The following is a 19,150-nucleotide window of genomic DNA, read 5'->3' as shown; positions in this document are numbered from 1 at the left end:
CCCACGCCGGGCTCTCGGCACCTAAAGTGCCAGATCGGCAAGAGATAAGAGCCACCCCATGGGTGGCTGCGGGTGATGCATGACCGGAACGGCAGCCACCCATCGGGTGGCTCTACCGGGGCACCAACAAAAAACCCGCCTTTCGGCGGGTTTTTTCATGCGTCGCGGCGCTGGATCAGCCGATGACGTCCAGCCCGCCCATGTAGGGCTTCAACACGTCCGGCACGGTGATGCTGCCGTCGGCGTTCTGGTAGTTCTCCATCACCGCGATCATCGCGCGGCCGACGGCCACGCCGGAGCCGTTGAGCGTATGCAGCAGCTCGGGCTTGCTGGTCTCCGGGTTGCGCCAGCGGGCCTGCATGCGACGGGCCTGGAAATCACCGCAGTTGGAGCACGACGAGATCTCGCGGTAGGTGTCCTGCGAGGGCAGCCACACTTCCAGGTCATAGGTCTTGATGGCCGAGAAGCCCATGTCGCCGGTGCACAGCAGCACCTTGCGGTACGGCAGGCCGAGCTTTTCCAGCACGACTTCCGCGCAGCGGGTCATGCGCTGGTGCTCTTCATCGCTCTGTGCCGGGGTGCACGCGGCGACCAGTTCCACCTTCTCGAACTGGTGCTGGCGGATCATGCCGCGCACGTCGCGGCCACCGCTGCCGGCTTCGGCACGGAAGCACAGCGAATGGGCGGTCATGCGCAGCGGCAGCTGCTCGGCGTCGATGATCTCATCGCGCACGATGTTGGTCAGCGGCACTTCCGAGGTCGGGATCAGGTAGCGCGTGGAGTCGCCCACGGCGGTCTTGAACAGGTCGTCCTCGAACTTCGGCAGCTGGCTGGTGCCACGCAGCGACTCGGCATTGACCAGCGCGGGCACGTTGGTCTCTTCATAACCGTGCTCGCCGGTGTGCAGATCGAGCATGAACTGCGCCAGCGCGCGATGCAGGCGCGCGATCGGGCCGCGCAGCACGGTGAAGCGCGAACCGGACAGCTTGGCCGCGGTCTCGCCATCCAGCCAGCGGTTGCGGGCGCCGAGCTCGACGTGATCCAGCACCGGGAAATCGAACGCACGCGGGGTGCCCCAGCGCTTCTGTTCGACATTGTCCGATTCATCCTGGCCGGCCGGTACATCCTCGGCCGGCAGGTTCGGGATGCCCAGCGCGATCGCTTCGATCTTCTCGCGCAGCGCATCCAGGGCCACTTCCGAGGCCTTCAGCTCATCGGCGAACGCGGCCACTTCGGCCATGATCGCCGAGACGTCCTCGCCCTTGGCCTTGGCCTGGCCGATGGCCTTGGAACGGCTGTTGCGCAGGCTCTGCAGTTCCTGTGTACGCACCTGGATGCGCTTGCGATCGGCCTCCAGCGACTCCAGCCCGGAGACATCCAGCTCGAAACCGCGCGAGGAGCGCAGGCGTTCGGCAAGGTCGGCGGGCTGTTGGCGGAGCAGGGCTGGATCGAGCATGGCGGCAGAGGGGTCGACGGGTACGGAGGGGGATTATCGCCTGTTATGCGTTTTTCTGCCGCCGGTTCATCCCGGGCGTGGCAGAATCGCGGTGATCCATACGGTATGCCCCATGTCTGCTTCCCGCTCGACTTCTGGCAAGAACATCACCTTCCAGCTGCCCCGCCGCAGCCTCCTGATCGCCGCGATCGCATTCGGCGCAGGCCTGCTGCTGTTCCTGGTGGTATGGCTGAGCAGCCGCAACAACGACTTCTACAAGGCCGACCCGGCCGCGCAGACCCCTGCGCAGGTGGCCGAGGTGGTGCCGCTGCCCGAGCCGTTGGCCGCTGCCGCCGGCTCCAGCGACATGCCCGACGCCAAGGCCCCGCCGGTCAACGAGGAAAAGCCGCAGCTGGTGGAGACCGCGCCGCCCCCGCCGCCGGTCGCACCCGCTGTACCCGCCGCACCGGCAGCCCCGAACGCGATGGCACCGAGCGATCGCCCGCAGCCGATCGCCGACCAGTCGCCGCCGCCGAGCTATCCGCCCGCCGCATTGCGCCGCGGTGACCGCGGCACCGTGGTGGTACGCGTGGATGTGGATGCCACCGGCTATCCCTCGGCGGTAACGTTGATCCAGCGCAGCGGTTCACGCGATCTTGACCGCGCGGCCTCCGACGCGGTGCGCCGCTGGCGCTTCCAGCCGGCGCAGAACAACGGCGTACCAGTGCCTGGCAGCCTGGAAGTGCCCTTCGACTTCACGCCGCAGTGATGCATCGGTGCGTCACGCGGCGATTTTGCAACGGCTCAGCAAACTGAACCTCGATGGGAATGCAGTCATCGCGTTGACGGTGCGCTGACACATCCGCAACCGGGTACGGGCAAGACTGCAGGTGTCACATCGACACCAGGAGTCAGCCATGAGTGTTACCCATGCCCCGGACATGCCCCGCTCGCCGCAGCATCAGCGCGACGTGATCGATGAGCCCCATAACCGCCGCACGTCGCCCTGGTTGTGGGTCGCGTTGATCGTGGCGATGTTCGCAGCCGCACTGGTGTGGCTGCGTTATGCCACCCCGGGCGATACCAACGATGCACCGGTCGGCCAGCGTATGTTGCCGGCCACTGAAACCGCGCCCGTCGCCACGACGCCCGCCCCGGCTGCACGCCAGGCCGCACCGGCCGCCGATCAGCGCAAGGCGACCCCCGCCGTGCGCAACCGCGAGGCCCGTCCGCTGGCAAGCAACGTGAAGCCGGCTTACCCGCGTACTGCCCTGCGCAGCGGAGTGGAGGGCAGCGTGGTGGCCAGCCTCAACGTGGATACCCGCGGCCAGGTGACCGAAGCCAACATCGTGCAGCGCAGCGGCACGCGTGACCGCGACCTGGATCGCGCGGTGCTGACCACCGTGCGCGACTGGAAGTTCGAGCCGGCGGTGCACAACGGCCGCGCCGTGGCCAGCGTGGTTCGCGTGCCCGTGGATTTCCGCACCGAGCGCTGACCTGATGCGCTGAGGCGGAAACGAAAAGGGAGGCCAATGGCCTCCCTTTTTTGTGTCGCAAGCAGCGGGACCGAACCCGGCGCTATCTCAACCGGCGCGAAGCCCAAAACCCGCGCCGGTCGCAAGTCCATCGAAATCCGGGAAGGACGTCGCCACGTTGGCGATGTCATTGACCCGTACTTCGCCGCTGCTGAGCTGGCCGGCAATCGCGAAGGCCATCGCGATGCGGTGGTCGCCGTGGCTTTCGATGGTGCCGCTGCCCAGCACGCCGCCACCGTGGATGGTCGCGCCGTCCTCGGTTTCGTCCACCTGCACGCCCAGCGTGCGCAGGCCGGTCGCCATCGCGGCAAGACGATCCGACTCCTTGACCCGCAGTTCGGCCGCACCGCGCACCACGGTGTTGCCCTGCGCGGCGGCAGCAGCCACGAACAACGCCGGGAACTCGTCGATCATGTCCGGCACCAGCGCTTCGGGAATCTCGGCGCCGTGCAGCGGCGCATGCCGCACCACCAGATCAGCCACCGCTTCCCCACCCTGCTCGGCATGGTTCTCTTCGGTGATATCGGCCCCCATCAGCCGCAGCGCGGCCAGCAGGCCGGTGCGGCGCGGGTTGAGACCCACCGCACGCAGGCGCAGCGCGGAGCCTGGAATCACGCTCGCGGCCACCAGGAAGAACGCCGCCGAGGAGAAATCGGCCGGCACCACGATATCGGTCGGGCGCAGTCGCTGGCCGCCACGCAGGCGCGCCTTGCCCGGCGAGAACTCGATGTCCACGCCGAACGCGCGCAGCATGCGCTCGCTGTAATCGCGGGTCGGGTGCGGCTCGGTGACCGATGTCTCGCCGTCGGCATAGAGACCGGCCAGCAGCACCGCGGATTTGACCTGCGCGCTCGCCACCGGGGAGGCGAATGCAATGCCGCGCAGCGCTTGGCCACCGTGCACCCGCAGCGGCGGCGTGCCGTCGGCCTCGGTGTCGATCTTCGCGCCCATCTCGGCCAGCGGACCGGTCACGCGGCGCATCGGACGGCGCGACAGCGATTCATCGCCGACCATCACCGAATCGAAGGGCTGCGCAGCCAACAGGCCCGCCAGCAGGCGCATGCCGGTGCCGGCGTTGCCGCAGTCCAGCGGGGCGCTCGGCGCCTTCAGTCCATCCACGCCGACGCCATGCACGACGCGCTGCGAGGGCGACGGGGTGTCGATGCGCACGCCCATCTGCGCGAAGATCGCCGCCGTGGCGCGGGTGTCTTCGCCTTCCAGGAAACCGTCAATGCGCGAGACGCCATCGGCCAGCGCGGCGAACATCACCGAGCGGTGCGAGACGGACTTGTCGCCGGGAATGGTCAGGCTGCCCTGCAGGGGCTGGCCCTTGTGGGCGATCCAGTACGGAGAAGCGGTCATCGGAAATCCTATGGGGCGGGCCGCCGCGGCGGCGATGCAACGGAGTGCGGGAGGGGCCGCAGCGCCCAGAGGGGCGCCGGACCGGGCGCAGCGCGCGAAGCGGCTGCGCCGTTCGAATCAGGGCACGGCGACCGGATAGGAGCCGAGGATCTTGATCTGCGCCGAATGGGCTTTCAGTTCGGCCAGGGCCGCCTGCATCGCCTCGTCCTCGACATGGCCAGCCAGATCGATGAAGAAGCCATATTCCCACTTGGCGTTGTGCGACGGACGCGACTCGATCCGGTTCATGCTGATGCCATGCCGCGCGAACGGACTGAGCACGTCGAACAGCGCACCGGGCTTGTCGTGGATGAACACCAGCACCGAGGTGCGGTCGTGGCCGGAGGTCGGGAAAATGTTGCGGCCGATGACCAGGAAGCGCGTGGTGTTGTCCGCGTCGTTCTGGATCGGCTTGGTCACCACCTTCTTCAGGCCGTAAACATGCCCGGCGCTCTCGCCACCGATCGCGGCGGCATCTTCGGCATTACGGGCGCGGCGCGCGCCCTCGGCGTTGCTGGAGACCGGAATCTTCTCGGCCTTCGGCAGATTGGCGCGCAGCCACGAGGAGGTCTGCATGAACGACTGCGGGTGGCCGTAGACGCGTTCGACATCCTCCAGCCGGCCACTGCGCGACATCAGGTATTGCTGCACGCGCAGCTCCACTTCACCGCAGATCTTCAAGTTGGAGGTCAGGAACATGTCCAGCGTGATCTGGATCGTGCCCTGCCCCGAGTTTTCCACCGGCACCACGCCGAAATCGGCGTTGCCCGCTTCCACTTCCTGGAAGACTTCTTCGATGCTGGCCAGCGGCAGGCCCAGCGCGGAGCGGCCGAAATGCTTGAGCACGGCCTGCTGGCTGAAAGTGCCTTCCGGGCCGAGGTAACCGATCTTCAGCGGTTCCTGCTGGGCCAGGCAGGCGGACATGATTTCCCGGTAGACGTGGACCAGCACTTCATCGCTGAGCGGGCCTTCGTTGCGGTCCACCACCATGCGCAGCACCTGCGCTTCGCGCTCGGGGCGGTAGTAGTCCACTGCGGCGGCGAGCTTGCCCTTGGCCTTGCCGACCTGGTGGGCGAAGTTGGCGCGTTCGGCGATCAGTGCCTGGATGCTGCGGTCGATATGGTCGATCTTGGCGCGCACGTCCGACAGCACGGGCGCGGCAACGGCCGGCGCAGCATCGCGCTTGGCGGCCTTGGCCTTCTTCGCGGGGGCAGCCGCCTTGGGCGGGGTCGGCGCTGGCTTGGCAGCCTTGGGCTTGGCGGGTTTGTTGGCCATCTGGGTTCCAATTGCGGTGGGGCGGCGAGCGCCCCGGGAAAAACGAATGCGTCAGCCGTTGCGCTGCTGGAAATCGCGCATGAAGGCGGCCAGCGCCTGCGCGCCCTCCACCGGCATGGCGTTGTACAGCGAAGCACGGATGCCGCCGACCGCCTTGTGACCCTTCAGCGCCAGCAGGCCGGCGGCTTTGGATTCACTGACGAAACGCGCGTTGAGCGCCTCGTCGGGCAGGAAGAACGGGATGTTCATGCGCGAGCGTGCGGCCGGGACGACTTCATTGCGGTAGAAGCCGCCGGACTGGTCGATCGCCTCGTAGATAAGGCCCGACTTGACCGCGTTGCGGCGTGCGAATTCTTCCACGCCGCCTTCGGCCAGCATCCACTGGAACACCAGCCCGGCCAGGTACCAGTTCCAGGTCGGCGGCGTGTTGAGCATGGAATCGCGCGCGACGTGCGAGCGGTAATCGAAGATGTCCGCACGCGGCTGGCCAGTGCGCTCGAGCAGGTCGCGGCGCACGATCACCACCGATACGCCGACCGGGCCGAGGTTCTTCTGCGCGCCGGCATAGATCAGACCGTATCTGCTGACATCCAGCGGCTCGCTGGCGATCGAGGAGCTGAAATCGGCGAACAGCGGCGCGTCACCCACGTCCGGGGTGTCACGGAACTCGACCCCGTGGATGGTTTCGTTGGCGGTGATGTGCACGTAGGCCGCGTCATCGGAGAGCTGCCAACCGGCCCGCGCCGGGATGTCGTGGAAGCCGTTGGCCTCGCTGCTCGCGGCGACATTGACCGTGACATAGGGGCTGACCTGCTTGATCGCGGTCTTGCCCCAGTGCCCGGTGAGCACGTAATCCACGGTCTGGCCGGGCTGGGCGAAGTTGAGCGCGAGCAGGGCCTGCTGGGTGGTCGCACCACCGGCCAGGAACAGCACCGCGTAGTCGTCCGGGATGCCGATCAGGCGGCGCAGATCGGCCTCGGCCTGGGCGGCGACGGCCATGAACTCCGGGCCGCGGTGGCTCATTTCGACAATGGAGGCGCCCGCGCCGTTCCACTCCAACATCTCTTCCTGCGCCTGGCGCAGGACCGATTCCGGCAGGGTTGCAGGGCCGGCACTGAAATTGAACGCGCGCGTCATGTCACACCTATGGGGCAAGACCCCTAGTATGCCGCAGCGCACCAGCCTTTAGGCCTTGCAGGACAAGGCGAATTTGGTTGCAAACGAATCTATCCAGGGCCCGGCTGTCTGCCAGAGCCACCGCCATATGTCTGGAGGCGAGCCCCCTGAGTCAGGGGGCGCCGCGACGCGGCGGGGTCTGCAAGCAATGTCACGCGGGGCCCGTGGTTTGCGTAGCAAATCACGGGGCGTCAGCGCGGATGCGATGACGTTTACCGCGCCCCGAACCAGAGCAGACCGCTGAGGGCGGCCGCCAGCAGCAGTGCACTGGCCAGCAGCCACGGCCAGCGGCTCACGCGCTTGGGCGCAGCGACCGGTTCCGGGCGCTGACGTGCTTCGAAGCCATCGTCCTCTTCCTCGATCACGATGCGCTTGCGGCCGTCGTGCGGGACTTCGAGCACGAAGCGGTGCTGGGCATCGAAGACCAGCTGGTCGCCGGGCTGCAGCCAGCAATGGCGAACGGTGACGCCATTGACCCGCGTGGACTCGCCTGCGCCCAGGTCGCGCAGCAGCAGGCGTTCGCCGTGCTGTTCCAGGCGCGCGTGCTGCTCGGCGAAGGCCGGGTCGTCGATGACGATGTCCGCCTCCGGACCGCGCCCGATCACGCGCGGCCGGTCGAGGGTGAAACTGCGCCCGTGGTGCTGGCCGCCGACCCCGCGCAGCAGGCGCTGGTCGTCGCCGCCATCGTCGCTGCGCGGCGGCGCATGGACCAGCGCCTCGCAATCGCCCTGCACCACCATCTCCACGCCATCGGCGTAGACGGCGTCACCGGCGCGCAGCAGCGCCATCCGGCGCACGGGGCGGCCGTTGACGTGAATGCCACGGATGCCGTTGGCCACCTGCAGCCACAGGCCACGGTCGTCCAGGCAGAACTGGGCCAGCAGCAGGGTGCCGGGGGTGTCATCGCCAAGCCGGACAGTGCCCGAAGCATGACGCACGATGCGCTGCACCCCGGGCCGCAGCGGCTGGTCGGGGTGTTGGCGTTGAGTGAAGTGAACTAGCAGGTTCTGCACGCGGCGCAGCCTAGCAGGTTGAATGTCAGGGAAGAAGAAGTGTGACGCAGACCTTGGAGTTGTGCCTGAGGATGCGCACAATGCACGCCCAAATCCGCGCTGTTGTCCGCCAGGAGTCCGCATGTCCAGCATTGATATCCGTCATCCCCATTCCCTGCCCGCTGAAAATGCGCGCCAGGCCATCGAAGACGTCGCCGCCAAATTGTCCGAGCGTTTCGGCCTGCAATCGAACTGGGTCGGCGATGTGCTGAACTTCAGCGGCTCCGGCGTGGACGGCGAGATCGCCCTGCAGCCCGGCCAGGTGCAGGTCACCGCCAAGCTCGGCTTCCTGCTGTCGGCGATGAAGGGCATGGTGGAGAGCGAGATCCAGCGCGTGCTCAAGGAAAAGCTCGGCTGAACCGACGTACGGCCCGGCGTCGCACAGGCGCCGGCCATCACATCGCTTGAAGCCGGCGATGCATACGATCCAAGGGTGTCCACCCAAGGGATCGCCCCATGAATTCACCCAACGACTTCGACGATCGCATCCCCGGCGAGAAGCCCTCGCTGCAGGATCAGGCCGAGCGCTTCTCGCGCAAGCTGACCGATTCGGCCCAGCAGATCTGGCTGGCGGGCCTGGGCGCCTTCGGGCGTGCGCAGGCCGAAGGCAGCCGCGTCTTCGACAACCTGGTCAAGGAAGGCGCGAACATCGAGGCCCGCAACCGCGAGCAGACCGGCGATGCGCCGCGCTGGCGCGACAATGTCGAGGAGCACCTCGGCGAGGCCCGCGAGAAAGCCAGCGGCACCTGGGACAAGGTCGAGAAGGCCTTCGATGACCGGGTCCAGGGCGTGCTCAAGCGCCTGCACATCCCGACCGCCGAGGATGTCGCCGCGCTCAACGCCCGCATCGATGCGCTGAACACCCGGGTCAACCGGGCCGAGGCCCGCAATGCCTCGCCGTCCGGCGCACCGTCGCCGGGCACCCACCAGTCGCCCACCTCCGACGCCTGATCCCTCGATTGTTGCAAAGCAGCAGAACTTTGTTGACAATCGAAACCGACCCGCCAATCGCTTCCACCGCCGTTTGTTCCCTCCCCTCACGGCTCTGGATTGGCGGGTTTTTTGTGGGCGGCCGGTGGGCGGATCGGCGCAAAGTGAGACCGCCGTCACTGACGTGATCGCCGGATGCGAAACGCCCCGGAAACGACGCGCCGCAGACGTGCAAAGGCGCATATAAACTGTCTGTCGCACTTCCCTGTTCATATCCCCCTGCATGCTCTCCTGGATCCTGGCCCTGCTGTTGGCCCTCATTGCCTGGTTCGTGGCCACGGCCTACTTCTGGCTGATCAAACGGAAGCGCAAGGAGACCCAGCTCGGCCTGAATGCCCTGGCCGGCATGCACTGGCGCGAGTTTTCCCTGATCGTGCGGCGTGCGATGCACGAGCAGCGCGGCCTGCAGGACGTGCCCGACGAGGCCGCCGACAGCCGCGAACCGCGCAGCGATTTCCTGATGCACGATGGCCCGCAACGCTGGCTGCTGTCGTGCAAGCACGGCCGCGCCTACCGGATCGGCACGGCGGCGGTGAACGAGCTGGGCGCCGCCGCGCGCCTGGCCGGTGCCCGTGGCGGGATCCTGATCACCGAGGGCAAGGTCGAACGCGACGGTCGCATCGCCGCTGAAAAACAGGGGGTGGAGGTGCTCGACGGCCCGTTGCTGTGGCCGCTGCTGAAGCCTTACCTGCCGGGCGACATGGAAGCCCGGGTAGAGGCCGGCGCCCGTGGCGAGGCGATCCGCCGTATCTCGATCGCAGCGCTGGGGGCGGTGACGCTGGGCCTGCTGGTCGGGCTGGGCTCGCTGACCGCCGGGCTGGAAAAGGAGTGGGCAGCGACAGCACCCGCACCGGGCAGCGCCCAGCCCACCGCGGCGGCGACGACAGCCCCGCCAGCGCCTGAGGCCGCTGAAGAGCGCTCCGCCGATAGCGCCCCGTCGGCGATGGACGCCAACCCGGACGACGCCACGCTGGACCGCTATCAGCAGGAACTGTCACGTAAAGTCGCTACCCGCCCCGGCGTGGCCAGCGGCATCTGGCTGACCCGGCAGACGCTGGCGATCAACCGCACCGGCGAGATCGACACGATCTGGCCGCTGATCTGCGAGGAAGTGGTCCGCTATCCGGCGCTGCGCACCGTGCGCATCCAGCTCAACCCGCGCCCGGGCGTGGATGAGCCGGTCCGCTGGCGGCAGTGCACGACGCTGTAAGGCTCAGCGCGCGCCCGGCGAGAACCGGGCGACCAGATCGTAGGCATCGCCCAGGAACATCTGCCGCACGCAGGTGATCGGCTGCTCGCCGCGCCAGGTGAGGCGGTCGATGACCAGGCACGCCGTGCCGGGTTTGACCTGCAGCAGCGTCGCTGCCGCGTCATCGGCGCCCCAGGCGCTGATCCGATGCTGGGCGCGCGTCCACGAGACGTTCTGCAGCAGCCAGCTGCCCGGCGCCGTCGTCTCGAAGTCCACCGCCAGCACCTCCGGCACGCCGACCGGGCTGATCAGGCGGTGCTCCAGCGCCAGCGGCCGGCCATCGGCCAGGTGCAGGCAGCGGATCGCCAGCAGCTTCTCGCCGCCGGCCAATGTGGTTTCCTCGGCCACCTGCTCACGCGGGCGCCGGTAGGCACGCTCGAGCAGCTGGTACCCGTAGACATGGCCACGCGCTTCCACCGCCATCGCGATGTCGGGGATTTCCAGCGCGACCTGTTCCAGGTGTGGCGGCTGGCGCGCGACGAACGAGCCCGCACGGCGGCGGCGCTCGATCATGCCGCTCTCGGCCAGCGCGGTCAGCACCTTGTTCACGGTCATCCGCGAGCAGCCGTACTGCTCCATCAGCTCGTGTTCGTAGGGGATGCGGAAGCCAGGCTCCCACTGTCCACTGAGGATGCGGCTTTCCAGATCAGCACGGATGCGCTGATTGAGGGTTGCTGCTTTCTTGCCCGTCACTCTGGATTCCTGCATGGGAGGGTCGGGTCAGACCCCCAACAACGGTCGAAGTGCCGCGGCGAACCGTGCGGCCACCGCCTCGCGTTGCGGGTGGCGACCGTCACGGATCAACTGGCGCCCTTGGCGCCACACCGATCGCACGGCGCCATTACGTGCGGCGAACACCCAGCTGTCAAGCAAGGCATCGCCGTCGCGGGCGATCAGCGCCGGGTGGTCCGGATCGAGTTCGACCAGGTCGGCCGGCGCGCCGGCCTGCAGCCCGGCGCTCACGCCCAGGGCCTGCGCAGCACCGTTCAACGACTGTTCGTAGAGCCAGCGGCCGGTGGACTGACCATCGCCCGGGGCCAGCACGTTGCGGCCTTGCAGCTGCAGGCGCTGGCCGTACTCGAGAAGGCGCAGTTCTTCGGCCGCGTCGATCAGCACGTTGGAGTCCGAGCCCACGCCGAACCGGCCACCGGCACGCGCGAAGGCCTGCATCGGGAACAGCCCGTCGCCCAGGTTCGCCTCGGTGATCGGGCACAGCCCGGCCACCGCACGGCTGGCGATGATCTGCTGCATCTCCGCCTCGGTGATGTGGGTGGCGTGGACCAGGCACCAGCGCGCATCCACCGGGGCGTGCTCGTACAGCCACTGCACCGGCCGCATGCCACTCCAGGCCACGCAGGCATCGACCTCGCGGGTCTGTTCGGCGATGTGGATGTGGACGGGCCCCTGGTTGAGCGGCAGCAGCGCCGACAGCTCCTCGCCGGTCACCGCGCGCAGGCTGTGCGGGGCGAAACCGAGCACCGCATCGTCCTGGCCCTGCAGCGCGCGCGTGCAGCCCTGCAGCAGTTCAGCAAAACCGTCGACGTCGTGGATCAAACGGCGCTGGGCCGGGTTCGGCGCCGCGCCACCGAAATCGGCATGCGCGTAGAACACCGGCAACAGGGTCAGGCCGATGCCACTGGAGTGGGCAGCGGCGGCGATGCGTTCGGCCATCTCGGCGCGGTTGGCATACGGCACCCCATCCGGCCCGTGGTGCAGGTAGTGGAACTCACCGACCCGGGTGAAGCCGGATTCCAGCATTTCCACATAGGCCTGCTCGGCGATCGCCTGCATGGCCTCGGGCTGCAGATGCGCCAGGAAACGGTACATGAGCTCGCGCCAGCTCCAGAAGCTGTCGCCGCTGTTGCCGCCGATCTCGGTCAGCCCGGCCATGCCGCGCTGGAAGGCGTGGCTGTGCAGGTTGCCCAGGCCCGGCAGCGCGATCGCCAGCGCGGTATCACCCGGTTCGGCCGACACACCTTCGGTCACCTCGATAAGCGTGCCGCCCTGGCTGAGGATGCGCACATCGCGCGCCCAGCCGTGTGGCAGCAGCGCGTGGGCAGCATGGAAACGAAGGATCGGTGCGGGGTTGGCTGGCATCACTGGACATCCCGGAAGAGGCGCCTATATTGTATAGACATATACACCGATGTGGTTGCTGCCATGCACTGTGACACCCTCTGGTACCACGCCAACCTGATCACCGTCGACGGCCCGGGCCTGGGCGTGATCGAGGAGGGCGTCATCGCCGCCACCGATGGCCGCATCGTGCATGTGGGGGCGGCGGGTTCGGCCGATCATCTGCAGCCGGCCCAGCGCATCGACTGCGACGGGCGCTGGATCAGCCCCGGCCTGATCGACTGCCATACCCATCTGGTCTATGCCGGCAACCGTGCCGGCGAGTTCGAGCAGCGCCTGCAGGGCGTGAGCTATGCCGATATAGCCCGCGCCGGGGGCGGCATCGTCTCCACCGTGCGCGCCACCCGCGCCGCCAGCGAGGCCGACCTGCTGGCCGCCAGCCTGCCGCGGCTGGACGCCATGCTGGCCGAAGGCATCACCACGCTGGAGATCAAATCCGGTTACGGGCTGACCCTGGCCGATGAGACCAAGCAGCTGCAGGTCGCGCGCGAGCTGGGCCGCCGGCGCGCGGTCGAGATCGTGCCGACCTTCCTCGGCGCGCATGCGATTCCGCCGGGCCGCGAGGCGCAGGAGTACATCGACGAGGTCTGCAACGTCATGATTCCGGCCGTTGCGGCCGCCGGACTGGCCGAAGCAGTGGACGTGTTCTGCGAGAACATCGCCTTCAGCGCCGCGCAGGCCGAGGAGGTCTTCGTCGCCGCGCAGCAGCACGGGCTGGCGATCAAGATCCACGCCGAGCAGCTCAGCAACCAGCACGGTGCTGCCCTGGCGGCGCGCCACGGCGCGTTGTCGGCCGACCATATCGAACACCTCGACGCCGACGGCATCGCCGCGATGCGCAGCGCCGGCACCGTGGCGGTGCTGCTGCCGGGCGCGTTCTACTTCACCCGCGACACCACCCTGCCCCCGATCCCCGCACTGCGCGCGGCCGGGGTGCCACTGGCACTGGCCACCGATTCCAACCCGGGCACGTCGCCACTGACCAGCCCGCTGCTGGCGATGAACATGGCCGCCACCCTGTTCCGCATGACCGTGGACGAATGCATCGCCGGGTTCACCCGCGAAGCGGCGCGTGCACTGGGCCGGCACGAACGGATCGGCCGGCTGGCGGTCGGCCTGGACTGCAACCTCGCCCTGTGGGACATCGAGGCGCCTGCCGACCTTGTCTACCGCATGGGCTTCAACCCCCTGCACGCCCGCGTGATGCGCGGCCAACCCGCATGAACCCTGTGATGTCTGGAGATTCCATGAGCACTACCCTGACCCTGCACCCCGGCGCCGTGACCCTGGCGCAATGGCGCGCCATCCACGATGGCGCGCGGGTGCGGCTGGACCCGGCCTCGGCCGCGGCCGTGCTGCGCAGTGCGCAGACGGTGGCCGACATCGTCGCCAAGGGCGCGCCGGTGTATGGCATCAACACCGGCTTCGGCAAGCTGGCCAGCGTGCGCATCGAGCGCGAGGATCTGGAAACCCTGCAGCGCAATATCGTGCTCTCGCATGCGGCCGGCGTCGGCGAGCCCATGCCGGCCCCCGTGGTGCGCCTGATGATGGCGCTGAAGCTGGCCAGCCTGGCCCAGGGCGCCTCGGGTATCCGCCCGCAGACGCTGGCCCTGCTGGAAGCGTTCCTGCAGCACGACTTCATTCCGGTCATTCCGTGCCAGGGCTCGGTCGGCGCCTCGGGCGATCTGGCCCCGCTCTCGCATCTGGCGAGCGTGATGATTGGCGTCGGCGAAGCCTTCGTCGATGGCGAGCGCCTGCCGGCTGCCGAGGCGCTGGCCAAGGTCGGCCTGGCCCCGCTGGTGCTCGGCGCGAAGGAAGGCCTGGCCCTTCTCAACGGCACCCAGTACTCCACCGCCTACGCACTGGCCGGCCTGTTCGCGATCGACACCGTGTTCCGTGCGGCGCTGGTCACCGGCGCGCTCTCGGTCGAAGCGGCCAAGGGCTCGGACACGCCGTTCGACCCGCGCATCCACAGCATCCGCGGCCAGCGCGGGCAGATCGCCACCGCCGCCGCGCTGCGCACCCTGATGCAGGGCTCGGCGATCCGCGAATCGCACCGCGACAACGATGTGCGCGTGCAGGATCCGTACTGCCTGCGCTGCCAGCCGCAGGTGATGGGCGCCGCGTTCGACGTGATGCGCCAGGCGGCCACCACGCTGGCGATCGAAGCCAACGGCGTCTCCGACAATCCGCTGGTGTTCACCGATACCAACGAGGCGCTGAGCGGCGGCAACTTCCACGCCGAGCCGGTCGCCTTCGCGGCGGACATGCTGGCGATGGCGGTATGCGAGATCGGCTCGATCAGCGAGCGCCGTACCGCGATGCTGGTCGACCCGGCGCTGTCCGGCCTGCCCGCCTTCCTCACCCCGAAGCCCGGCCTCAACTCCGGCTTCATGATTCCGCAGGTCACCGCCGCTGCGCTGGTCTCGGAAAACAAGCAGCGCGCCTATCCGGCCAGCGTCGACTCGATCCCGACCTCGGCCAACCAGGAAGACCACGTCTCGATGGCGGCACACGGTGCGCGCCGCCTGATGGCGATGGCCGAAAACGCCGCCAACGTGATCGGCATCGAGCTGCTCGCCGCCGCGCAGGGCTGCGATTTCCACGCCCCGCTGCGCTCCAGCAACGCGCTGGAAGCGGTCCGCCAGCGCCTGCGCGCGCAGGTGCCGACGCTGGAAGACGACCGCTATTTCCATCCGGACATGGTCGCCGCCACTAATCTGGTGCGCAGCGGCGTGCTCGCTGAAGGCCTCGGCGACATCCTGCCGCCCCTGGAGCCGCTGTCATGACCGCGCATCCGGACTGGCTGCAGATCCACCGCGGCGATGTGCCGTTGATCGTCAGCTTCCCGCATACCGGCACCGAACTCCCGGAGGCACTGGCCTCGCAGTTCCTGTCGCCGTGGCTGGCCCGCCGAGACGCCGACTGGTGGGTACACGAGCTGTATGCCTTCGCGCAGCAGATGGGCGCCACCACGGTGCGCACGGCGGTGTCGCGCTCGGTCATCGACGTCAACCGCGACCCCAGCGGCACCTCGCTGTACCCGGGCCAGAACACCACCGGCCTGTGCCCGCTGACCACCTTCGACAACCAGCCGTTGTACCGGGATGGCCACGGCCCGGACGAGGCCGAGATCGCGCGCCGCCGCGACACCTGGTTCGTGCCGTACCACGATGCGCTCGCCGCGGAGATCGCGCGCCTGCGGGCCGGGCACGGCACCGTGGTGGTGTACGACGCGCACTCGATCCGCTCGCACATCCCGCACCTGTTCGATGGCCAGCTGCCGCAGTTCAACCTCGGCACCAACGGCGATACCACCTGCGACAACGCGTTGACCGACGTGGTCGACAACCTGTGCGCGATGAGCGGCATGAGCCATGTGCGCAACGGCCGCTTCAAGGGCGGCTACATCACCCGCCATTACAGCGACATCCCGGGCGGCGTGCACACGCTGCAGATGGAGCTGGCCTGCCGCGGCTACATGCACGAGCCCGAGGCCGTGGATGAGCACAGCTGGCCCACGCCATTGGATCCCGATCACGCCGCCCCGCTGCGCGCCACGCTGCAGCAGGTGCTCGATGCCTGTCTCGACTTCGCTACGTCCCGGAGTGCTGCATGACCCGTCTCGATTCCACCCGCACCATCCTCGCCCCGACCGGCACCACGCTGACCTGCAAGAGCTGGCTGACCGAAGCCCCGCTGCGCATGCTGATGAACAACCTGCATCCGGACGTGGCCGAGCGCCCGCAGGAGCTGGTGGTCTACGGCGGCATCGGCCGCGCCGCGCGCGACTGGGAGAGCTACGACAAGATCATCGAGACCCTGCAGCGGCTCGAGGATGACCAGACCCTGCTGGTGCAGTCGGGCAAGCCGGTCGGCGTGTTCCGCACCCACGTCGATGCCCCGCGCGTGCTGATCGCCAACTCCAACCTGGTGCCGCGCTGGGCCAACTGGGACCACTTCAACGAGCTCGATAAGAAGGGCCTGGCGATGTACGGCCAGATGACTGCGGGCAGCTGGATCTACATCGGCGCCCAGGGCATCGTGCAGGGCACCTACGAAACGTTCGTGGAAATGGGCCGCCAGCACTACAACGGCAGCCTGGCCGGCAAATGGCTGTTCACCGGCGGGCTGGGCGGCATGGGCGGCGCGCAGCCGCTGGCCGCGGTGATGGCCGGGGCTTCCTGCCTCGCGGTGGAATGCCGCAAGAGCAGCATCGAGATGCGCCTGCGTACCGGGTATCTCGACACCTGGACCGATGACCTCGACGAAGCGCTGCGCCTGATCGAGGAATCCTGCACCGCGAAGAAGCCGCTCTCGGTCGGCCTGCTCGGCAACGTTGCCGACGTGCTCGACGAGCTGCTGATCCGCGGCGTGAAGCCGGACCTGCTGACCGACCAGACCTCCGCGCACGACCCGGTCAACGGTTACCTGCCGCAGGGCTGGACGGTGGAAGAATGGGACGCCAAGCGCGTCTCCGCACCGAAGGAAGTGGAAGCCGCCGCGCGCGCGTCGATGGCCAACCACATCCGCGCCATGCTCGGCTTCCACTCGCTCGGCGTACCTACGGTGGACTACGGCAACAACCTGCGCCAGATGGCGCTGGAAGAAGGCGTGGAAGATGCATTCGACTTCCCCGGCTTCGTACCCGCCTACATCCGCCCGCTGTTCTGCCGCGGCATCGGCCCGTTCCGCTGGGCCGCACTCAGCGGCGATCCGGAGGACATCGCCAAGACCGATGCCAAGGTCAAGGAACTGATCCCGGACAACCCGCACCTGCACCGCTGGCTCGACATGGCCGCCGAGAAGATCAAGTTCCAGGGCCTGCCTGCGCGCATCTGCTGGGTCGGCCTGGGCGATCGTGATCGACTCGGTCTGGCCTTCAACGAGATGGTCGCCAACGGCGAATTGAAGGCGCCGGTGGTGATCGGGCGCGATCATCTGGATTCGGGCAGCGTCGCCTCGCCCAACCGCGAAACCGAGGCCATGCAGGACGGCTCCGATGCCGTCTCCGACTGGCCGCTGCTCAACGCCCTGCTCAACACCGCCAGCGGCGCCACCTGGGTGTCGCTGCATCATGGCGGCGGCGTCGGCATGGGCTTCTCGCAGCATTCGGGCATGGTCATCGTCTGCGACGGCACCGAAGCGGCGGCCAAGCGCATCGCGCGCGTGCTGTGGAACGACCCGGCCACGGGCGTGATGCGGCATGCCGACGCGGGGTATGCGATCGCGGTGGACTGCGCGAAGGAAAAGGGGCTGGATCTGCCTGGGATTCTGGGCTGATCTGGGAGGCCTCGGCCAAGTGCCGGGGCCTTTTCATGGCCGGGGGTGACTTCCGTCGCATTGACCGGCGTATCCACCCTTCCTACTGTGCTGGCTCACCTACGGGGATGCCCGCAATGCGTCGTTTCGCCTGTGTAGCCGTCCTGCTGACCGCGTTATCGACACCGTCCGGCGCCGCCCGTGCCGATGACCTAGACACTCGGATCACCCGGCAGCTCCATGCCAACGCGGAGCGCTATGGCATCGCCGGTCAGTCGGTGCTGATACGGCACGACGGCAAGCTTCTCGCGCAGGCCATCGCTGGAGAGGCCGACCTGACGACGCACCGGCCGGTGACACCCGAGACGGTGTTCAACGCTTATTCGCTGGCCAAACTGCTGGTGAGCACCTTGGTCATGCAACGGGTGGAAGCCGGCTGGATTGAGATGAACGCGCCGGCCAGCCGTTATCTGCCGGATCTGCCGGAGGCTTGGCGGGCAATCACCGTGCAGCAGTTCCTCGATCACGCGTCGGGGGTTCCTGAGTATTTCCAGACCCACGACGGCAAGATAGTCACCCCGCAGGGCGATCCCCTTCCGGCCACGCTGGCGGATGTATTCAAGGCGCTCGACACTGCGCCGCTCCAGTTCGCCCCGGGCACCGTCAACCGGTACACGCAGACAAACTATCTGGTCCTCACCGCGCTGTTGGAAGCGCAGTACCAGCAGCCCTATACGCAGATCGTCGAAGAACGTGTGCTGCGCCCGCTGGGATTGACGCACACCTCGCTGGGTCCGGAGGGCGCCGCGCAGGAAAACACCGCCATCGCGTACATCGGCAAGCAGGGTTCGCTGCAGCGCGAAGACGATATCGCGTGGCCATCCTATGCCTACGGGCATGCCGCACTGCATACCACCCTCGGTGATCTGGACCGCTTCCTGCTGGCCCTGACCCGCGGGGAGCTGGTGCGTCGTGCCACGCTGCAACGTCTGTGGCAGCCGCAGCTGTTGAGCAACGGACGACGCAGCGGCTTCTCCACTGGTTGGGAATTCGAGGAAAGCGGCGACTACCGCATGGTGGGGCATGACGGTGGCACGCGGGTGCGGGCGCGGATCGCCTTCACCAACGGCCTGGCCGGGGATACCTACAGCTTCATCTACCTCACCAACGGGAGTGCGAAGAACGTGTGGTCACGCACGCTGGTGGACAGCACGATGGCGGCGGTGGCCCCAACGCAGTTCCCCCGCGCGACACTGTCGGAAACGCTGATCACCTACGCGCTGGAGCCCCATACGGCCGCACGCACAACCGCGTTGCGACAGTGGTTCACCAACACCGGGCGCGGTGATCAGGCGACGCTGGAGCAGGACATCAATCGCGTGGGCTACGCCGTGGCCGAGAACCTGGGCCACGCCACCGCCGTGCACATCTTTACTCTCAACACTACGCTGTTCCCATGCTCGCCCAATGCGTGGGACAGCTTGGCGGAGACCTACTCCGCGCTGGGGGACCCGAAGCAGGCCGAACGGCTGTACGCCAAGTCGAAAGCTCTGGCAGCGGCCCGGTAGTGCCGGCCGCTGGCCGGCAACCACGCAATCATGGTTCTCACGCGACGGGATCGCGTAGATCCTGGCGAGGC

General features: G+C 68.0%; 17 protein-coding genes. 10 read left to right on the top strand and 7 right to left on the bottom strand.

What is annotated here, in order from left to right:
- Window positions 1–175: 175 nt before the first annotated feature.
- Entirely contained in the window at window positions 176–1,456 is a 1,281-nt protein-coding gene (gene serS, locus AB9O74_RS18320; RefSeq protein WP_369350154.1) for a serine--tRNA ligase, read from the bottom strand.
- Window positions 1,457–1,568: 112 nt separating this feature from the next.
- Here serS and AB9O74_RS18315 point away from each other — a divergent pair, with 112 nt between their 5' ends.
- Window positions 1,569–2,204, top strand: a complete 636-nt coding sequence (locus AB9O74_RS18315) for an energy transducer TonB (RefSeq protein ID WP_369350153.1) — start codon at window positions 1,569–1,571, stop codon at window positions 2,202–2,204.
- Between the two features lie 148 nt (window positions 2,205–2,352).
- Entirely contained in the window at window positions 2,353–2,931 is a 579-nt protein-coding gene (locus AB9O74_RS18310) for an energy transducer TonB (protein WP_369350152.1), read from the top strand.
- Window positions 2,932–3,018: 87 nt separating this feature from the next.
- On the opposite strand, the gene aroA is transcribed toward AB9O74_RS18310, so the two are convergent.
- The 4 genes from aroA to AB9O74_RS18290 form a co-directional block, all read right to left on the bottom strand.
- A complete protein-coding gene (gene aroA, locus AB9O74_RS18305) occupies window positions 3,019–4,332 on the bottom strand; it encodes a 3-phosphoshikimate 1-carboxyvinyltransferase (RefSeq protein WP_369350151.1) in 1,314 nt (437 codons plus the stop codon).
- A gap of 117 nt (window positions 4,333–4,449) precedes the next feature.
- Entirely contained in the window at window positions 4,450–5,646 is a 1,197-nt protein-coding gene (pheA, locus tag AB9O74_RS18300; RefSeq protein WP_369350150.1) for a prephenate dehydratase, read from the bottom strand.
- A gap of 51 nt (window positions 5,647–5,697) precedes the next feature.
- Entirely contained in the window at window positions 5,698–6,783 is a 1,086-nt protein-coding gene (gene serC, locus AB9O74_RS18295; protein ID WP_369350149.1) for a 3-phosphoserine/phosphohydroxythreonine transaminase, read from the bottom strand.
- 251 nt (window positions 6,784–7,034) lie between these two features.
- A complete protein-coding gene (locus tag AB9O74_RS18290; protein WP_176988512.1) occupies window positions 7,035–7,835 on the bottom strand; it encodes an FHA domain-containing protein in 801 nt (266 codons plus the stop codon).
- A 121-nt stretch (window positions 7,836–7,956) separates the two neighbouring features.
- Here AB9O74_RS18290 and AB9O74_RS18285 point away from each other — a divergent pair, with 121 nt between their 5' ends.
- The 3 genes from AB9O74_RS18285 (at window position 7,957) to AB9O74_RS18275 (ending at window position 10,074) form a co-directional block, all read left to right on the top strand.
- Window positions 7,957–8,232: a polyhydroxyalkanoic acid system family protein gene (locus tag AB9O74_RS18285; RefSeq protein ID WP_176988511.1), complete on the top strand. Its 276-nt coding sequence runs from the start codon at window positions 7,957–7,959 to the stop codon at window positions 8,230–8,232.
- Between the two features lie 98 nt (window positions 8,233–8,330).
- A complete protein-coding gene (locus AB9O74_RS18280; RefSeq protein ID WP_369350148.1) occupies window positions 8,331–8,825 on the top strand; it encodes a phasin family protein in 495 nt (164 codons plus the stop codon).
- A 262-nt stretch (window positions 8,826–9,087) separates the two neighbouring features.
- Complete coding sequence (locus AB9O74_RS18275; RefSeq protein WP_369350147.1) at window positions 9,088–10,074, top strand: restriction endonuclease; 987 nt, start codon at window positions 9,088–9,090, stop codon at window positions 10,072–10,074.
- A 3-nt stretch (window positions 10,075–10,077) separates the two neighbouring features.
- Here the strand turns inward: AB9O74_RS18275 and hutC are convergent, their stop codons facing one another.
- Both hutC and AB9O74_RS18265 read right to left on the bottom strand, forming a co-directional pair.
- Window positions 10,078–10,806, bottom strand: coding sequence for a histidine utilization repressor (hutC, locus tag AB9O74_RS18270; protein WP_319206916.1), 729 nt, complete (start codon window positions 10,804–10,806; stop codon window positions 10,078–10,080).
- Window positions 10,807–10,833: 27 nt separating this feature from the next.
- The gene (locus AB9O74_RS18265; protein ID WP_369350146.1) at window positions 10,834–12,210 is read right to left on the bottom strand and encodes a formimidoylglutamate deiminase; all 1,377 of its coding nucleotides are present in this window, start codon (window positions 12,208–12,210) and stop codon (window positions 10,834–10,836) included.
- A 63-nt stretch (window positions 12,211–12,273) separates the two neighbouring features.
- Between AB9O74_RS18265 and hutI the strand changes: the two genes are divergently transcribed.
- The 5 genes from hutI to AB9O74_RS18240 all read left to right on the top strand — a co-directional run bounded on the left by hutI (window position 12,274) and on the right by AB9O74_RS18240 (window position 19,079).
- Complete coding sequence (gene hutI, locus AB9O74_RS18260; protein WP_369350145.1) at window positions 12,274–13,473, top strand: imidazolonepropionase; 1,200 nt, start codon at window positions 12,274–12,276, stop codon at window positions 13,471–13,473.
- A 23-nt stretch (window positions 13,474–13,496) separates the two neighbouring features.
- Window positions 13,497–15,038, top strand: a complete 1,542-nt coding sequence (gene hutH, locus AB9O74_RS18255) for a histidine ammonia-lyase (protein ID WP_369350144.1) — start codon at window positions 13,497–13,499, stop codon at window positions 15,036–15,038.
- Window positions 15,035–15,868: an N-formylglutamate deformylase gene (gene hutG, locus AB9O74_RS18250; RefSeq protein ID WP_346477646.1), complete on the top strand. Its 834-nt coding sequence runs from the start codon at window positions 15,035–15,037 to the stop codon at window positions 15,866–15,868. Before hutH ends, hutG begins: the two co-directional genes overlap by 4 nt.
- On the top strand, window positions 15,865–17,532 hold the full coding sequence (gene hutU, locus AB9O74_RS18245; protein ID WP_369350143.1) for a urocanate hydratase: 1,668 nt from the start codon (window positions 15,865–15,867) through the stop codon (window positions 17,530–17,532). Before hutG ends, hutU begins: the two co-directional genes overlap by 4 nt.
- Window positions 17,533–17,648: 116 nt before the next feature.
- Window positions 17,649–19,079 carry a serine hydrolase gene (locus tag AB9O74_RS18240; protein ID WP_369350142.1) on the top strand — a complete coding sequence of 477 codons (1,431 nt, stop codon included), beginning with the start codon at window positions 17,649–17,651 and terminating at the stop codon, window positions 19,077–19,079.
- Window positions 19,080–19,150 lie beyond the last annotated feature (71 nt).

Source organism: Stenotrophomonas sp. JAG2, from assembly GCF_041080745.1.
Taxonomy (GTDB): Bacteria; Pseudomonadota; Gammaproteobacteria; order Xanthomonadales; family Xanthomonadaceae; genus Stenotrophomonas; species Stenotrophomonas maltophilia_AA.
The sequence above is the reverse complement of the archived record's forward strand: the minus strand, read 5'-3'. Positions and strand labels throughout refer to the sequence as shown.

What these genes read in the sequence shown, in the direction of transcription:
- AB9O74_RS18240 (WP_369350142.1), top strand. Translation starts at nt 17,649, where the DNA reads ATGCGTCGTTTCGCCTGTGTAGCCGTCCTGCTGACCGCGTTATCGACA.
- serC (WP_369350149.1), bottom strand. Translation starts at nt 6,783, where the DNA reads ATGACGCGCGCGTTCAATTTCAGTGCCGGCCCTGCAACCCTGCCGGAA.
- AB9O74_RS18275 (WP_369350147.1), top strand. Translation starts at nt 9,088, where the DNA reads ATGCTCTCCTGGATCCTGGCCCTGCTGTTGGCCCTCATTGCCTGGTTC.
- hutI (WP_369350145.1), top strand. Translation starts at nt 12,274, where the DNA reads ATGCACTGTGACACCCTCTGGTACCACGCCAACCTGATCACCGTCGAC.
- AB9O74_RS18315 (WP_369350153.1), top strand. Translation starts at nt 1,569, where the DNA reads ATGTCTGCTTCCCGCTCGACTTCTGGCAAGAACATCACCTTCCAGCTG.
- pheA (WP_369350150.1), bottom strand. Translation starts at nt 5,646, where the DNA reads ATGGCCAACAAACCCGCCAAGCCCAAGGCTGCCAAGCCAGCGCCGACC.
- serS (WP_369350154.1), bottom strand. Translation starts at nt 1,456, where the DNA reads ATGCTCGATCCAGCCCTGCTCCGCCAACAGCCCGCCGACCTTGCCGAA.
- AB9O74_RS18280 (WP_369350148.1), top strand. Translation starts at nt 8,331, where the DNA reads ATGAATTCACCCAACGACTTCGACGATCGCATCCCCGGCGAGAAGCCC.
- hutH (WP_369350144.1), top strand. Translation starts at nt 13,497, where the DNA reads ATGAGCACTACCCTGACCCTGCACCCCGGCGCCGTGACCCTGGCGCAA.
- AB9O74_RS18285 (WP_176988511.1), top strand. Translation starts at nt 7,957, where the DNA reads ATGTCCAGCATTGATATCCGTCATCCCCATTCCCTGCCCGCTGAAAAT.
- AB9O74_RS18265 (WP_369350146.1), bottom strand. Translation starts at nt 12,210, where the DNA reads ATGCCAGCCAACCCCGCACCGATCCTTCGTTTCCATGCTGCCCACGCG.
- AB9O74_RS18310 (WP_369350152.1), top strand. Translation starts at nt 2,353, where the DNA reads ATGAGTGTTACCCATGCCCCGGACATGCCCCGCTCGCCGCAGCATCAG.
- hutG (WP_346477646.1), top strand. Translation starts at nt 15,035, where the DNA reads ATGACCGCGCATCCGGACTGGCTGCAGATCCACCGCGGCGATGTGCCG.
- aroA (WP_369350151.1), bottom strand. Translation starts at nt 4,332, where the DNA reads ATGACCGCTTCTCCGTACTGGATCGCCCACAAGGGCCAGCCCCTGCAG.
- hutU (WP_369350143.1), top strand. Translation starts at nt 15,865, where the DNA reads ATGACCCGTCTCGATTCCACCCGCACCATCCTCGCCCCGACCGGCACC.